Raw genomic sequence first — 16064 nt, forward strand, 5'->3', positions numbered from 1 at the left:
GTGTGCCCCAAAGTCATCGAGGATGATCGAGGTGCTTCAGCGTACGACGGGACGATGACGACATCGAGCACCGGATCAAATCTTGATCCCGAACGGCGAAGCCCCCGACCGTGATGCAGTCGGGGCTTTGTGCTTCGAGAACGTCGGTCGCCGTGCGAATGTCGTCACCGCGACGGTCCGGTCTGCCCAGGGCCACCCGGCACCATGATCGGTGTCGATGTATACATAGAGTCCTCGGGCTGCAACGAGCGACGCAACGACGCAAGACGCGCAGAAACCTTCTGCTCCATCACGGTTGCAAATGTCCCGCCCGCGGGCACGAGCAGTTCCGGGATCACCTCGTCGATCGCAATGGCGTGCAGCTCGACGAGCGACTGCGTCACACCGCGCGGCAGGTCGCTTCTTGATGTCGCGAAGTCGGTGACATGGTGCAACTCACTTAGCCATTGAGTCGCGCCGAATCGACCCAGGCGTGCCGATTGTGCAATCGACAGGGCCGCACTTGCGCCAGCGAAAGCATCCATTGCCCCCGCGCGCTGCGCGTCGAAGACTGCCTGACCGTCGCGTCCCAGCACTGTGAGTCGATCCACGGGTGCCGACTCTTCTGCGACGGCAACGAGCGAATGTGTACCAGTGAACCCGCGATCATGCGCAGCCAGGCTTGTGTACTGCGCAGGGGCGCCCGCATGCACCTCGCGCAAGTATTGCGACACAACGGACATCAAGCTTTCCGCGCGTCGCGAGGCGACAACGACGACGCGCGTACCGAACCCTTTGGTAGCGAACCGTGCCGCGGTGGCCATGGCGACCGAAGGATCTTGGAATGTGCCTTCAAGGAGCAGCGAGCGATGGTTCTCCCGGGCGAATCGAACGCAGCCGCGCACCCATTCAGCGGTGGCACGAGATAGGACCGCGGATGCTTCAGGGGAGCGAGCATCAGCGAGCTCGAGCAAGCGCGGATGGAACGCCCGAAGATCGTTCGCGTTCAGTGCGGCGAGGTCGGCGCCGTGTTCTGCGATAAGTTGGCCCGTTGGCCGAGACCTACCGGCTCCGGGCTGACCGATCAGCAAGACAAGCGTCGGATCATCGCTCGAGACTGCGCGCGGGAAGTAGAGCGGCAGGATGTCGCGCCGCAGAATTTCCTGATGGCTCTCGTCGCTGAGCTCCCAGTCGCTCACGATGTCTCCCCATCGAGTTCGTGGGAGCGGGTGTCGATCCGTGCTGCAAGTTCTGCGACGGCGGCGCGGTCGTACGCGTCGACGGTGAGGACAGCGTCCCACCAGGCCGCAACCTCGGGCCGAATGCGATCAATCGCTCGCGGGTCAACTTCGACTGATCGGAGCAACCGTGCGGTTAATGCCGTCGCCGAGTTCCGCATCACGTCGTACGTGACCACGTCGTCCGTTCGCCATACCGACATCCGAGCCAATCTTGCCTCCGAGGGCCAGATTACAGTGCGAGGTGTCGTGCCTCCGGTGACAGATCAGCCGCGATCTCGCGGCCACGCCGTGGCAACAACTGAATCAAATCGACTCGGATCGACCTGATCGAGTTTGAGGTTCAATCCGCGTGATTCCAGGTGAAGCGAAGCGCTGCCAAGGCGGTTAAGGATGTGAGTGACTGCCGCGCGCGAGACGCGTGTCAGCTCCCAGCTTTCGTGTCGATGTCCGATGCGGTTCGCGCCGATAGCCCGGATAACTGGTCTTGTCGTGGCCATCGGGCCAGACCTTGAAGTGTGACGGGGCCTGAGTTGGTGAGCAGTTCTCGAGCGGGATCACGAGGGTGTGCGCTTCTCAAAGTAGCGAGTGGCACCAGCGGCGGAGCCGGATGGGGCAGCGGATCCCGCATGCTGTCCCACCTTCGTGCCAGAATCGCAATGACTGGGAGCCGCGTGCGCTTCGTCCTGCACGATGGAGGTTCGTTGTGGAAGAAGATACTGAGGATCCGACCGTGTTGATCGCGCGACTTCGCGATCAAGTCGCGCAGGTGCGGAAGAGCCGGATGGGCGCGCAGCGTACAGTCGCGACGTCGACCGTCCTAGAGGTCGCCCTCGAACGCACTTCCCGCGACCGGTCTAGCGGTGCGACGAACGAGACTGATGCGCTGCGCGAGGAGATCGAAGAGCTCCGCGATCAGATCTTGCACGAGGTGCGTCAGGTAGATCGCGTGCGCACGCTGTTTGCTCGCGCGGATGCGGAGTACCCCGGTGTCGCCAGGCGTTCTCGTGTGATCGTGGAGCTCAACCGCGAGGCTGACTGGCGCACGGACCTGCGTTCGCGGGAGCAATGGCAGCGGACACGCATCGAGATCCCCGAACCAGCGACGGTCGACTGATGGCGCGGGGAAAGCACAAGGCGCGGAGTGCTGGCCGGCGCAGTGTGGTCCAGGAGGCGACCATCGCCCAGCTCGAGAGCGAACTGCAGTCCGAGCTTGCGGCGTTGGCTGACGCCGAGACAGCGCTGGCTCGAGTCGAAAGATTGAAGGAGGATCTAAAGGACGAGCAGTCCTCTCTCACGAGCGAAGCGGCCGGGTACGCGACCGCTTTGAGGGCTGAAAGGGACTTCCTGCGCGCCGTGTACGCCGACGCCAGCGCACACCACGCTCGAGTACACGAGGGATGGGACCACTTCGCTGATGCAGCGATGGACCTGGCCGCGGGTGGTACGCGCGTGGAGAAGATCGAGTCGTTCAGTCGCGCCTTGGGAGTGAACGCGTGGATTGCCAACGGGTCGAAGAGCCTGAGCGCGGAGCAGGTCACGCGTATCCAACGGGCCCGCGGTGAACGTCGAGGCGCGTCGGAGACTTCTCACGAGGCTAAGAGGCTGTCGAATCTCGTGATATTGCTCGACATGGGAGAACTTGGTCCGTCGATTATCCCGATCACGTACCGAGATGAGCTCGTGGCTCGTGGTGTTGTTCGGCGAGACTACGCCGGCGCGCACGCGATTGTGGACCGGTCATCACCTGGCGCGGAGCAACGAGTGATCCTCGACGAAGCTGTTGCTTTCGCAGATCGCGTCTGGGAATCGCGTGCGGGCGACCTCGATGCGGCCGCCGTGCACGTATGGGGATCCGGTGGCATCGTCAATGATCGTGCCGATGCGCAGGCGCCGAGGATCGCTCTAGGTCACGTTGTGGATTCGGTGAGGACCGCGCAGGTATCGGCGGAGATCACTACCGTCGGCCTTCCGCTGCCAAGCACGTCGCCGTCAGCGCGGAATCTGTACGTCGGGTATGGGCCGACAAAGATGCTGTCGTCCTGGCGAGACGTCTTCGAGTCGCGAAGCCGGATCGCCAAGAAGCTGGGGCTGGCGTGCCATCCGTTCGCGCTCGTCAGTCCCCACCCGCAGCCTGGACAGGCCCTCGCCAGCCAGAACATGTACGCCCTCGCCGGTTTCTCTCGCTGGCTCGGAGCAGATAGCAGCTCCGTCCGAGGTCAGCTCGCGATCGGGCTAACCGCGGCGGCGGCGTACTGGCTGCCTGCGGGTCAAACGGCGGCGTTCGCGGATTCGGAGCCGATGAACGAGTCGGACCGCAAAGAGATGATCATGCCCTACCCGCAAGTCTTCCTCGCCTTCGCGGAACCTCCGCACCTCGAACCCACCTCGCCGCCGCCGACGGAGGCCGGTGCCGAGCAGTGGAAGCGACTCTCCGCCGTCGCGCATGACTCCCTGAGAGGTGACGTCACGGTCGGTCAGTTCATCTCGGACCGTGACATCAGTCGCGGCAACGATGATTGGTTGTCCGCTGACATCGATGCTGCGATAGAGCAGATCGGGGCGCACATCGAAGGCATCCTCTTGCTGGCGGACGACGACGGCCAACCTGCCGACCTCTTCGCCTGGTGCCTGGCACTCCCGGGCGCCTATGGAGCACCCCTGGGGCGATTCGTCGTTCCCGCCTCCAGATCGACCACCCGATACCGCGATGTCGTGGACAACCTCACAGCGGTCGTGGCGTGGGCCCACTGGCATGAGCCTGATGGCAGCACAGTCGTGCCACTCGGGATACCGCTCGCGGAGGTCGATTCACAGATCTCGACGACGGACTTCCAGCGAGACGCCAAGCGTTCGGGCGCGGGTATCCGAGTGATCGACGTCGGCTCGACGCACAGAGGCTGGAGATCAACACGACACGTCGGAGACGAGCAGCCGGCCACCCCTGTGTCCCCGCACTTCCGACGCGGGCATTGGCGCAGGCAGCGGTTTGGCCGGGGACTCGAGGAAAGCAAACGGATCCGCATCGCGCCCGTACTGGTGAACGCGCATCGTGGAGGGATTGTCCACAGGGTGTATCGACTGCATCCTGATAGCGAGTCGTGCTCTGACAGGGCGAGGCCGTCGACCTAGCCCTAGAGGGGTGAGAAGCCGTGTAGGTCCGACGTTGCTCAGCGCCCATGGGGTCGGCATCGAGTTCGAGGTACCTGTCTCGGCGAGATCGCGGCTTAGCTTCTGTGCGGCCTGAGATGTCGGCACCCGCACAAGCGTCGCGCGCGGGGTCGCGGTGACGTCGAGGTCGAAGCTCACCAGAGCCTCACGGGGCGCCTATGCTACTCGGAGGGCGCCGAAGCGGGCTCGGCAAGCTGGTCGCTCTCATCCGGACGAATCGGCCGCGTCACGTTCGCAATTGCCGAATCGTCTACTGACCGTCTTCGCGATGAGTGCGCATTGCCAGTGGGCAGCCGCGTGGCTGTTGCCCCCCTCGCCCGCCGGCCTGTTGCTCATCTCAGTGAAGTACAGCCAGAGTCGCCCAGCGGGATTCGAAGCGTGGTCCTCCATGCGCTCAGCGTAGGGGCCGACGAGGACACGCCGTCAAAGAAGGGGTCTTCGCTAAGAACGCCTATCGCGTCCTCAAAGTCCTCACTCGACGAAAGCCGGATCCGCCAGGGTCTGGCACCTTGTGACGCGGCACGGCGACGGTTACTCCGTACTAGAGACCGCGGTGAGCGCCCGCCAGAAGCGATCGTTTTGGAGCACACGCGGACGTGGGCGAGAGGCATCACCGTCGATCGTTCGGCCCCGCTACCCTGGAGCGACCAATGAGGGGGTACACCGTGGGGAATGAAGAAGTTGAACCCGTCGAGATTCGACAGGTGTCCGAGCGACGGTTCAACGCTCACGTGGTCTGGGCGCGCGGCCCTGGTTGGTTGCCACCGGTCAAAGAGGTTGAGTGGCTGGAGATCGAGTCCGCACAAGTCTTCGGGACGGTCTTCGTCGACCTCACTGACAAGGACCTACACAGCACCGTCATGGCTCCGGACCTCGCTGGGAGATACCGCGGTGTGGACATCCTTCAGGACCACGCGAACATTCGTGAGGCCGTTGAGCGGACGGCGGCGAGCATGGCTCGCGTCCATATTGACTACGACAAGGCACGAGCGCAGGGTGACGAGAAGGCTTCGGTGGACTTCTTCGCGAAGGTGGCGAAGGCGAGCAAGCTGCACACGCGCTTCAGGTACCTCCGTGACAGTACGACCGCCGTCGCCGCGAAGCGACTGATCGAGGTCGCGATGCGCTGGTACGAGAACCAGGACGGCTCGTACATCGAACAGTTCCAAACAACCGGCTTCGATGCGCGCGTCTGGGAACTCTACTTGTGGGCCGTGCTGAGGGAGGCGGGGCACCGAGTGGAGCAGCCGAAACCTGCTCCCGACTTCCTCGCTCGCGGAATCGTGGGTGACTTCTACGTAGAAGCCACCACCTCAAACCCTCCGCCTGCCAACCAGGTCGTTCCGCTCCCCACTACAGAGGAGGACATCTTTGAGTACGTGCACAACTACCTGCCGACTCGGTTCTCCGGCCCGCTGTGGGCGAAGCTGAACGACAAGGGCTACTGGACGCGCGATGGCTTGGACCTGACGATCCCTTTCGTCATCGCCATCCAAGACTTCCACCAAGATCTCTCGATGACTTGGAGCCAGTCAGCGCTTTTTGAGTACCTATACGGCGTGCGCGTCGAGGAAGTCGAGTCTGAAGGAAGGATGCAGAAAATCGAAGTGCCGGTCGCTCAACTTAAGTGGGGCCCGAAGGTGCTCCACTCCGGCTTCTTCAAGCTGCCGGACTCCGAGCACGTCAGCGGCGTGGTCCACAACGCGGCTGGGACGCTCTCAAAGTTCAACCGCATGGGCATCGCGGCGGGCATGGGGGATCCGAGTGTGACCGTGAAGCACGAGGGGCGACGCTTCTCGAAGGACAACACGGGTGTGGAGGAAGCGTTCTCGCAGACGGTGACGCCTGGGTACGAAGAGGACTGGATCGACGGTCTCGCTGTGTTCCACAACCCGAACGCCCTCAATCCGCTTCCCTTCGAAGCATTCCCTGGGGCGGCACACGTCTTTGAAGAAGACGGCCTGCACCGTCAGATCACGCCCGCTGGTCATCTCGTTTCGAGCACCACGGAGATCGTTGCGCACTACTGAAGCCCTTTGTGTGCACCGTTTCGACAAGAAACAACTAGGCCCCCACCACCGACGGAGCAGTGTGGGGGTTTCGCAAGTTTCCTTAGTCTTCCTCATTGGTCACTGAGTGCCCCTGCCGAAAACGATCGTTTACGGTGGGGCGGCCGCAGTGGATAACCAGGGTTGTGGAATTGATTGATCGGTGGCGGTGTTCTGTGATCACTGTGTGGCGTTAGCTGCCGACAAAGAGACTTTTTACCAATCAGACGGTTCGATCTACCGATCCATCAAGCCCTGCGATGCTGTGGTGTCGGGGTGAGCCTCCGAGAAAATGCTCTGCTTGGAACATCGCGTCAGCTGCCAAGTGGTGCGCATGCGCATGCGCGTGCTCGTTCTAGAGACAAAAAAGTTTCGAGTGCCGTCTTAGCGGGTCGCTACTATTCGGGCCAAACGCAACTTAGCCAAGTGCTTGCCGCAGGCAACTATGGACGATCTCGGCCAGGTAGTTCACCGATGGTTTGCCCGCATCGTGCGGGTAGAAGGCTGGAATTTCCCAATACGCAGAGATGGTTCGTAACGATCGTTCTCGGTGGACTTTGTGCTTTCGCCCTTCCGGGCCTCTGTCGGGGGTGGAGGAGTGTCCCGTGTGTGAACGGAACACCCCTCGACACTCAACGCGCCGTGAGATTCAGGTACTGCAGCGGCAAGCCCGTCGCTGCAGCACGCAGGGTGATCGTGCCTGGACCTGTGGGACGGATGATCGCTAGTGCCCGTCCGTCGTAAGTGGTTCGGGTCGCAGCTGCGAAGTCTTCGGTGGTGTCCGGCTGGGCGCTTCCAAACCCGGCGAGGATCCCGGGGCCCTCAATCTCCACCGAGACGGCAGCGGTGACGTCAGTCGCGATCGTTCCTGTCTCGTCGGCGAGCTCGACGCTGACGTATGCGAGATCCGTACCGTCTGCTCGCAGTTCGGTGCGATCCGCGCTGAGGGCAATTTGGATACGGTCGCTGCGCGTGCGCAGCGTGCTCCTCCCGATTTCCTTTCCGTCTCGGATGGCGATCGCAGTGAGCTCACCCGGACGGTATTCGATGTCGAACTTCGCGATGCATGCCTTCTGGGCTCCAACCTGAGCATGGCCGATGGTTGAGCCGTCGAGGCGGAGCTCGACCTCGTCGGAATCGCTGTAGACGTCGACCTTGATCGGCGACCCGGGCGGTACTTTCCAGCTCCAGCTGCTCACGACGTCATCCCACGACCAGCCACCCACGAACACTTCGCGTCCATGATGCTCGGGTCGCTGGACGGCGATGAAAGGCTGGTTCCGCAGTCCCCAGATTGTTTCCTGCCAGAACGAGACCGGGCGACGATTTCCGAGAATGTCGATCGTGCCGGATTGAGCGAGCATCCACGGAAAAGGGGAGCTCGTGCCCCGCGGCGTATCGGCATCGTCTGGGTAGACGGGTCGTCCAATGCTCGCTTCACCGATGTAGTCCCATGCAGTCCAGGCGAAGTCGCCGATCACGGTCGGGTGCTGCTCGACGAGTGGCCAGATCCGATCGAGTGCTCGCGGGAAGGTCTCGGATCCCACAAGGATGCGGTTCGGGTGTTTCTCGGCGTCGATCGCGTAGCGAGCCTCGGCGTAGTTGACACCGCAGACGTCGAGCTGCGACTGGGATTCTTCGATTCGTTCGGAGACCAGGCCCGTCGAGCCAAGGGTGTTCATCATGTCTTCCATCGATCCCATGAGCGCGTTGATGTTCAAGGGCTCATCGCCCGAAGACATCTGTGCCGCGAAGACGTCCATGGTGGCGACCATGCCGTTGATGGCGTTGGTAATGAGGCGGGTGTTGTCGAGCGAACGCACTTTCTCCGCAAGGGCGCGGCCCCAGGTAGATCCGATTGAGCTACCGGTTTCGAAGATCTCGTTGCCGGTGGAGTACATGATGACGCTCGGGTGATTGAAGTCCTTGGCGACCATCGATTCGACGTCGCGCTCCCACCACTCGGGAAAATCCAGGGAGTAATCGAACGCGGTCTTGCTCTTCGTCCACACATCGGACACCTCATCCCAGACCAGGAGTCCGTGGCGATCGCAGGCGTCGAGGAACGCGCGGCTGATGTTGTTGTGGGAACTGCGGACGGCGTTGTAGCCGGCCTCCTTGAGCAGCACGACGCGACGCTCCTCAGCGCGTGGGTGAGCGGCGCTGCCGAGCGGGCCGTTGTCGTGGTGAATGCAGCCTCCCCGGAGCTTCACCGAGCTCCCATTGATTCGCAGACCATGTACCGGATCGACGGTCACGGATCGTACGCCGAAAACGGATTCGTCCTCATCGAGGAGGGTGTCGCCCTCCTGTAGGCGAGTGTGCGCAGTATGCAGACGAGGGTCGTCGACGTCCCACAGCGCGGGCGCCAAGAGATAGTGACGCAGGTGCACTCGCCCCGTCGTGCCAGGAAGGAGTGTGATCGGCGCGGTTTGCAGACTGAGCACCGTATCGGCATCGTCGCGGATCTCTGTCTCGACCCGGACGGTGCGCGTGTGTCGAGTCTCATTGGCGACCTCGACGCTGGTGGTCACGAATGCGAGGTCGGCCTCGATGACGGGGGTCGCGATGCGCACACCGTCAAGCGGGATGTGCACAGGCTCAGTGGCTACGAGCCACACGTTCCGGTAGAGGCCGGCGCCGGTGTACCACCGGCTATCTTCATGGGTGCGGACCTCCACGCTGATGGTGTTTGCCTCGCCGAACCGGAGAAACGGATCCAGGGCGACGCTGAACCCGACGTACCCGTTCGGGCGCTGAGCCGCGAAGTCGCCGTTGACGTATACGACAGCGTCACGGTAGGCGCCTTCGATGTCGAGGACCACACTCTTTTCACGCCACTCCGTGGGCACGTCGATGGTCTTGGTGTACTCGAGGTGCGCGCTCGGGTAGTAGCCGGTGTGACTGCCGTTGGGGCTGTCGGCGGAGCGCGGCAGGTCGCGGAGGCCGTCGTGGGGCAGGGGGACGGGCGTCCTTGCTGTTCCACCGCTGAAGGCGTCGAAGGGCGAGCCTTTGGGACCGACGCTCCAGTCACTGTTGAAGGGTTGACGGATCATGCGAGTGCCTCTCTGACGATGTGCGATAGGTGGGTGGATGAGCGATCGGTCATTACCGAACGCTCTTGATGAATCGGACACTGATGGCACCGAGGATGACGGCGATTATGGTCACGATGAAAAGAGGCTGATAGAGACCGGTCGCCGCGACGAGGGCGCCGGCCAGTGCGGGCGCAATCACCTGTGGTCCGGCATTCGCGACATTCATCACGCCGAGATCCCTCGCGGCGTTGTCCATGTTCGGCAGAACTCGGGTGATCAACGATTGATCGACGGCGAGGTAGACACCGAAGGCAACACCCAGGATGCCGCTCCCAATGAAGGCGCCGGTGAGAGTGGGCACCAAGAAGTAGACGAGCGCACCAGGAGCGAAGAGGAGGCTCGACAGGGCCACAAACACACGAACTCGTCCGAATTTGTCCGACAGCCATCCGCCGATGATCGAGAAGATGAGGAGCGCCAGAGTGCTCACACCCTGAACAGCGACGAAGATGGCGGCTGCTTCAGTGACCGTACCGACACCGATGTAGTCAGCAAGGATGTACAGCTGCATGCCAGACATGAAGTTGTAGCCGAAGATGATGAGGAACCGGCCGGCGAACGTCCACCAGAAATCCGGGGCGCTGCGGAAGCTCGGAAAGCGGGCCGCCGCCCGACGCTCGGCCGTGGAGGCGCGAACCGTCGCCCTGTCCGGCACGTAGTCCTTCGTCGTCAACGCGAAGATTGTCCCCATGACGAGCATGATCGCAGCGATACCCAAGTACCCTACGAAGAGGTTCGTCGTGAGGCCAGCGATCGTGATTCCCCCGAAGCCGCCCACGATCGACGAAGCGCCCACCAGCCCGGACATGGTCCCTCGGTTACGGATCGGGACGCGCTCAGGGAGAACGGCGGTCAGAGCAGCCTGCAGACCACTCAGCGGCCACATCGCGATCGCCCAGGTGATGGCGAGTACGAGGGGACTCGGGCTACTGGCGGTGACCAGCAGGGCGATGGTTGCCGTGACGGCGGACCCCAGGATCCAAATGTTACGGCGGCCAAGGAAGCGGCTGCTCGTCTTGTCCGAGAGGAATCCGAGTAGCGGCTGCGCTACCAAGCTTGAGATCGCCCCGGCGCTGATCACGAGGCCCAGCATGCCGGCCGCCCCGGTCGTGTTGCCGAGCATCTCCGCGACCTGCCTGCCGAGCATCACCTGAAGCACACCGCCCCACACGACGTTGACACTGATCATCGCCAGGGGGTAGACGACCCAGAGCCATCGGCTCATGTGCTGAGGACCCGTCGATGTCTCGAGAACGGAATTGGGTGCAACTGCTGAACCGGGAACGGCCGCTTGATACGGGCCGGTTTCGGGTTGAACGTTATTGATCGACATGGGTCTCCACAACTCTGTGAGGGTGAACGCTTACGCGCGTTATCGGTTGATCTAACACCAAAGTGATTACGCGCGTCAACTAGGCTGGTTGCAGAGACCGAGAAGGGATAGGCACATGACAGTCACCAGCGATGACGTTGCACGCGCTGCGGGGGTGTCTCGGCCCGCTGTCAGTCAGATCCTGAACGGGCGAGGGCGCTTCGCCCCAGAAACCATTCGACGAGTGGAGGAGATGGCCGCGGCGATGAACTACCGCCCGTCAGCGGCCGCTCGAACTCTTGCTACCGGAACGAGCGACCTCGTCGTCGCCCTCGTGCCCAACACAACGTTCGGCACGAACCTGCAAGACGTCATCGACGTTCTCACCGCAGAACTCGCTCAAGTCGGCCTGACCCTCGTTCTGCATTTCTCGAGTTCTCCCGTAGAACTGCTTGAACACTTCATCACGACAATTCGGCCGCGCGCGGTGATCGCGCCCTTCGTCGCCGCCACGAATGCGGAGCGCAAATCCATAGAAGCAAGCGGCGTCACCCTGATCGATCTGGCGGCGGGGCAAGATGTGAACTATCGCATCGGTCAGCTTCAGGGTGAGTACCTAGCAGCGAAGGGGCACCAGAACCTCGTCTACGCACACCTGCACGACGCCCGCCTCGACGTCTACGGCGACACCCGAGAACAAGGACTAGCGGACTACTGCCGAGAGCACGGCATGGCAGCGCCGAATTCGATCCGACTATCTGTCGACCTTCTCGACGCGATATCCGTCTTGCGCCGCCTTCCCTACGGAGTGGCCATCGCCTGCTACAACGATGACGTCGCGGTCGCTCTCCTCGCCGCAGCCCGAGAAATCGAACGTCGCGTTCCTGAAGATGTAGCTCTGGTAGGCGTGGACGCGACTCGGATAGGCGCACTAATGGCGCCCCGTCTTACCACCATCGCGGTCGATACAACAATCGCCGTACACGTGATGGTCCACCACATCGTGAGCCGGCTGTCCGGCTCCGTTCCCGCCGCCCCCCTCACCGACCTTCATCTGCTCAAAGTCGTACAGGGCGGCTCCGCGTAGAGCGGCGAGCCGCGTGATGACGAGAAGCTCAGCCGCTGTCGCCGGGAACTGTCCAGACGACATCGCTGAGACCGAAGGGGCCGTCTCATTCGGAGGCTCTACGTCGGTTCGGCAGCGAATAACGAGTTGCCCGAGAATCGTGAGGTCTACCCCAATCACCCCGACCCGCGAGCTCATACTGCAAGGTTGCGTGAACACACCGATGGCGCATGGTGTGCCGCGCCGTTCGCGAGGGGTTACGGCGTCGAGTCTCGGTCGAGCAGCGGTCCGGCGTCTCGCCAGAGCTCGAACAGATCAAGGTGCGGCTCTCGCAACCAGCTGATCTGTAGCCCATCAAGGATGGCGATCACCTCAATTGCAAACTCCTCCGGGCGCGGATGCCAGGAGCCGATTGCGGCAGCAATGGCTCTTCGGGCGGTCAGGGCGCGTTCCAAAAAGTAGCCGTGGGCCGGGTGATCCGGATTGAGCGACTCGGCACCGAGCACGGTGTAGAGCCGCACGATCTCGCGCTGGGAAGCGTTGCGACGCACGGTCTCGTCCAGGGCGCGCCAGGCGCTTTCTCGATCCAGAGCCGCCCCCATCTCCCCTAGACCAAGAACGGCGACGTCTACTTCGTCGCGGTGACGCAGAACGGCGATCAGAATTTCTTCACGTGACGTGAAGTAGTGATCGAGTCCACGTCGGGTCATCCCGCACGCCTCAGCAAGACCGAGCAGCGTGAAGGCACTAAACCCACGTTCGGAGATCAACGTCGTGGCCTGCTCGATGATCATGGCGCGGCGAACATCGGGCGCAAGACGGATCCGCGATTGCCGCCCTGTCGCAGGCTCGCTCGTCGTCTCCCCTTGCGCAGTCACGGTTATATGTTTACCATCTTCTTACCCGCACTGATGCGGGTAAGGGTTTCGATCCTAGAGACATCTCCGCAGCACTTGAGCTGAGGAGGTTGAAGATAAGGAAAGTCGATGACGACCACTCACACCTTGTTCGATGACGCTGTTCAGCGCGTTCGTGCTGGTACCACCGCGCAGTCTGAAGCCATCAGCCTCCTCGCGCAATTGACCGCGGAGGAAAAGCTGGGCCTGCTCGACGGTGATCAGGACTTCTGGTCAGGCATGGCGGAGATGACCCAGGGATATAACCGAACCCCCATCGTTATGGGCTGCGTCGACAGGGTCGGCCTCCCGGGTCTCCGCTTCAGTGACGGACCGCGTGGTGTTGTCATGGGCGCCTCGACTGCCTTCCCGGTTTCCATGGCTCGCGGGGCCACCTGGGATCTCGCTCTCGAGGAGCGGATCGGGATTGCGATCGGCGCTGAGGTTCGCGCGCAAGGCGGGAATTTCTTCGGTGGCGTCTGCATCAACCTTCCTCGGCACCCTGCGTGGGGGCGCGCACAAGAGACGTATGGCGAGGACAGCTATGCGCTCGGTGAGTTCGGTGGCGCGCTCACTCGCGGTGTCCGCCACCATGCCATGGCCGTGTCGAAGCACTTCGCGTTGAACTCGATGGAGAACGGCCGCTTCGTCGTCAACGTCACCGCCGACGACGCCACACTTCACGAGGTCTACCTGCCGCACTTTCGGCGCACCGTTGAAGCGGGCGTCGATGGGATCATGACCGCCTATAACAGCGTCAATGGGGAGTGGGCTGGACAGAATGAGATCCTCATGGAGAGCATTCTGCGTGGCCAGTGGGACTTCCAAGGAGTTACCGTCTCGGACTTCCTCCTCGGACTTCGCGACGCCGGCAAGTCCCTCCACGCCGGCCTGGATGTCGAGGAACCTTTCCAGCAGCAGCGCGCCCAGCACCTTGAGGCTGACCTCGACGCGGGACGAGCATCCTGGGCCGATGTCGATCGCGCCGGTCGACGCATCCTCGCCACCCAAATCGCGTTCTACGCGCGCGAACTCGACGATGCGCCCTCGATCGATGTGGTCTTCTCTTACGAGCACCGCGCGCTGGCTCGAGAGGCTGCCGCAACCGCGGCGGTACTCCTGAAGAACGACGACGTGAACGGTCAGCCTCTTCTTCCCCTCGATGCGTCATCGCTGCGACAGGTTGCGGTAATCGGTCGCCTCGCAGGATTGGCCAACACCGGCGACGAGGGCTCCTCGAACGTCCATACGCCGCATGTCACAACTCCCCTAGAGGGCATCCGCACCGCCTTGCCAGGCGCGAGCGTCGACTTCGTAGAAGCCGATGACCCAAGCGCCGCCGCGACCAGCGCGGCCAGCGCGGACGTTGCGATCGTTGTCGTCGGTTACACCTCTGCTGATGAGGGCGAGTACCTCGGCAACATCATGACTTCTCACCCCAATCTCCTGTCTCTGTTCCCTCCTGCGCCGGAGGGCGTGGATCTGGGCGCGCTGATGGACGCGGCCAGCGATGGCGGCATGGTGATGGGAAGCGCGATCGGTGGCGACCGCCGATCCCTGCGCTTGCGCCCCATCGACGCAGACATCATCCGCGCCACCGTCGCCGCCAACCCGCGCACAGTCGTGGTCATTGTCACCGCAGGCGCAGTCATCACCGAGGAGTGGCGCGACGAAGTTCCCGCTGTTCTTATTGGCTGGTACAACGGCTCCGAGGGCGGAACCGCCCTCGCGGACGTCCTCCTCGGCCACCATGACACCACCGGCAGACTGCCCTACTCCATACCCCTGGACGAAAGCCACCTCCCTTTCCTCGACATCGACGCCACCGAAATCACCTACGACCGGTGGCACGGACAACGACTCCTCGACCGCGACGGAAACGCCGCCGCATTCCCGCTCGGTTTCGGACTGTCGTACACGACATTCAGCATCGACCAGGTCACCGTCTCGCCCGTCGTCGACGAGCACTTCGATGCCACGGTCTCTGTATCGAACACCGGAGATCGGCCCGGCCGACACGTCGTGCAGCTCTACGCCGTCATCGACGCGAACGACTTCCCCCGCCGCGTCCTCGTCGGTTTCACTCCCGTGTGGCTCGAGGCCGGCGAAACCAAGACCGTCACAGTCGAAGGATCGACCCGCCCCACCAACCGGTGGACTGACGACGGTTTCGTCCCCGCCTCCCCCTCGGTGGTCATCGAAGCCGCAGCATTCTCCGGCGACAAGGAGGCAGCGACGGCAACCCTGGACCTACTGTGAGAAGCACCCACGCGACGGCGGGGCGCCCACAGCAGGCATCTTGAAAAGCAATAGCATTTCGAGACATCGAGTTCGTGCGAGAACGGCGCGGTCAGCGGCGCGGCATTTCGCGGCGGGTTCTGTCTTAGAAAGGCGTCTTACCGCAAACTGTCTCAGTCTCGTGACCGGCAGGGGTTTCTGAGTCAGAATTGGGCGCGTGAAACTTCTTGGGTACACGCGGGTGAGTACGTCGAGTCAGGACGCGCAGCTGCAGCTCGATGCTCTCGTCGTCGCCCGCGTTCAAAAGCGAGACGTGTTCGCCGACGTCACCTCCGGGAGCAAGACCGCGATCGAGCGTCGAGGGATGAAGAAGCTCCTCGAGCACACGGAGTCCGGTGACACGGTTGTCGTGTGGCGAGTCGATCGCCTCGGCCGCTCCCTGATCGACGTCCTCAACACCGTGAACCTGCTGCGCGTCCGCGGCATTCACGTGCGGTCGATATCCGATGGAATCGATCCGGCGACATCGACAGGTCGGCTGATGCTCAACATGTTGGCCACGCTCGCCGAGTACGAACGCGAACTGATCGTCGAGCGAGTCAACGCCGGAATCGCTGCAGCCAGGCAGAGCGGCACTCGCTTTGGCCGACCTCTGTCTGACCCTGCAGTGATCGCGGACAAGCTGGCGATCGCGGCCGATGCTCGAGCGAAGGGGCGCACGGCCGAAGAAGCTGCTCGGCTTGTCGGCTGGAGTCGAGCTACTCTCTACCGTCACCAGCAAGCCGTCGCCGGCCCCGAGAACACCGCCGTGTAGCGATGCCATGAACGGTGACGAGCGATGGCGCATCCTCCGACTCCACGTCGAAGACCAGGTACCCCTCGCCGTCCTCGCCCGAGATACCGGAGTCGCCCTGCGCACCCTGCAGCGCTGGCACCAGCTGTACCGGGACCGCGGCGGCGCCGCTTTCGATTCCCGCCCTTGAGCAGACGCCGGCACGCGCCGGACTGCGCCGGACTG

11 protein-coding genes are annotated in these 16064 nt (G+C 62.8%); 7 read left to right on the top strand and 4 right to left on the bottom strand.

The genetic code is table 11. The annotated features are described in order from the left end of the window. Window positions 1-164: 164 nt before the first annotated feature. Window positions 165-1178 carry a zeta toxin family protein gene (locus MRBLWO13_RS08125; RefSeq protein ID WP_341977776.1) on the bottom strand — a complete coding sequence of 338 codons (1014 nt, stop codon included), beginning with the start codon at window positions 1176-1178 and terminating at the stop codon, window positions 165-167. A 772-nt stretch (window positions 1179-1950) separates the two neighbouring features. Here MRBLWO13_RS08125 and MRBLWO13_RS08130 point away from each other — a divergent pair. The 3 genes from MRBLWO13_RS08130 (at window position 1951) to MRBLWO13_RS08140 (ending at window position 6418) form a co-directional block, all read left to right on the top strand. Continuing rightward, a complete protein-coding gene (locus MRBLWO13_RS08130; protein WP_341977778.1) occupies window positions 1951-2334 on the top strand; it encodes a hypothetical protein in 384 nt (127 codons plus the stop codon). Between the two features lie 44 nt (window positions 2335-2378). Further along, a complete protein-coding gene (locus MRBLWO13_RS08135) occupies window positions 2379-4349 on the top strand; it encodes a hypothetical protein (RefSeq protein ID WP_341977780.1) in 1971 nt (656 codons plus the stop codon). Between the two features lie 689 nt (window positions 4350-5038). Further along, the gene (locus MRBLWO13_RS08140) at window positions 5039-6418 is read left to right on the top strand and encodes a hypothetical protein (RefSeq protein ID WP_341977782.1); all 1380 of its coding nucleotides are present in this window, start codon (window positions 5039-5041) and stop codon (window positions 6416-6418) included. Between the two features lie 650 nt (window positions 6419-7068). On the opposite strand, the gene MRBLWO13_RS08145 is transcribed toward MRBLWO13_RS08140, so the two are convergent. Together MRBLWO13_RS08145 and MRBLWO13_RS08150 are read right to left on the bottom strand one after the other, a co-directional pair. Beyond that, the gene (locus tag MRBLWO13_RS08145) at window positions 7069-9492 is read right to left on the bottom strand and encodes a glycoside hydrolase family 2 TIM barrel-domain containing protein (RefSeq protein ID WP_341977784.1); all 2424 of its coding nucleotides are present in this window, start codon (window positions 9490-9492) and stop codon (window positions 7069-7071) included. A 52-nt stretch (window positions 9493-9544) separates the two neighbouring features. Then, window positions 9545-10759, bottom strand: a complete 1215-nt coding sequence (locus MRBLWO13_RS08150; protein ID WP_341977786.1) for an MFS transporter — start codon at window positions 10757-10759, stop codon at window positions 9545-9547. Window positions 10760-10982: 223 nt separating this feature from the next. Between MRBLWO13_RS08150 and MRBLWO13_RS08155 the strand changes: the two genes are divergently transcribed. Next, complete coding sequence (locus MRBLWO13_RS08155; RefSeq protein WP_341977788.1) at window positions 10983-11933, top strand: LacI family DNA-binding transcriptional regulator; 951 nt, start codon at window positions 10983-10985, stop codon at window positions 11931-11933. 236 nt (window positions 11934-12169) lie between these two features. Here the strand turns inward: MRBLWO13_RS08155 and MRBLWO13_RS08160 are convergent, their stop codons facing one another. Then, window positions 12170-12706: a helix-turn-helix domain-containing protein gene (locus tag MRBLWO13_RS08160; RefSeq protein WP_341977790.1), complete on the bottom strand. Its 537-nt coding sequence runs from the start codon at window positions 12704-12706 to the stop codon at window positions 12170-12172. A gap of 192 nt (window positions 12707-12898) precedes the next feature. On the opposite strand from MRBLWO13_RS08160, the gene MRBLWO13_RS08165 reads away from it, so the two are divergent. From MRBLWO13_RS08165 to MRBLWO13_RS08175, 3 genes are all read left to right on the top strand, one after another. Further along, a complete protein-coding gene (locus tag MRBLWO13_RS08165; protein WP_341977792.1) occupies window positions 12899-15067 on the top strand; it encodes a glycoside hydrolase family 3 C-terminal domain-containing protein in 2169 nt (722 codons plus the stop codon). 196 nt (window positions 15068-15263) lie between these two features. After that, window positions 15264-15860 carry a recombinase family protein gene (locus MRBLWO13_RS08170; protein ID WP_341977794.1) on the top strand — a complete coding sequence of 199 codons (597 nt, stop codon included), beginning with the start codon at window positions 15264-15266 and terminating at the stop codon, window positions 15858-15860. Between the two features lie 7 nt (window positions 15861-15867). Further along, complete coding sequence (locus MRBLWO13_RS08175; RefSeq protein WP_341977797.1) at window positions 15868-16029, top strand: helix-turn-helix domain-containing protein; 162 nt, start codon at window positions 15868-15870, stop codon at window positions 16027-16029. The last annotated feature ends 35 nt before the right edge of the window (window positions 16030-16064 follow it).

It is taken from the genome of Microbacterium sp. LWO13-1.2 (assembly GCF_038397725.1).
Taxonomy (GTDB): Bacteria; Actinomycetota; Actinomycetes; order Actinomycetales; family Microbacteriaceae; genus Microbacterium.

Coding starts and splice junctions, on each gene's coding strand:
- MRBLWO13_RS08140 (WP_341977782.1), top strand. CDS start 5,039: ATGAGGGGGTACACCGTGGGGAATGAAGAAGTTGAACCCGTCGAGATT.
- MRBLWO13_RS08145 (WP_341977784.1), bottom strand. CDS start 9,492: ATGATCCGTCAACCCTTCAACAGTGACTGGAGCGTCGGTCCCAAAGGC.
- MRBLWO13_RS08150 (WP_341977786.1), bottom strand. CDS start 10,759: ATGAGCCGATGGCTCTGGGTCGTCTACCCCCTGGCGATGATCAGTGTC.
- MRBLWO13_RS08155 (WP_341977788.1), top strand. CDS start 10,983: ATGACAGTCACCAGCGATGACGTTGCACGCGCTGCGGGGGTGTCTCGG.
- MRBLWO13_RS08160 (WP_341977790.1), bottom strand. CDS start 12,706: ATGATCATCGAGCAGGCCACGACGTTGATCTCCGAACGTGGGTTTAGT.
- MRBLWO13_RS08165 (WP_341977792.1), top strand. CDS start 12,899: ATGACGACCACTCACACCTTGTTCGATGACGCTGTTCAGCGCGTTCGT.
- MRBLWO13_RS08175 (WP_341977797.1), top strand. CDS start 15,868: ATGAACGGTGACGAGCGATGGCGCATCCTCCGACTCCACGTCGAAGAC.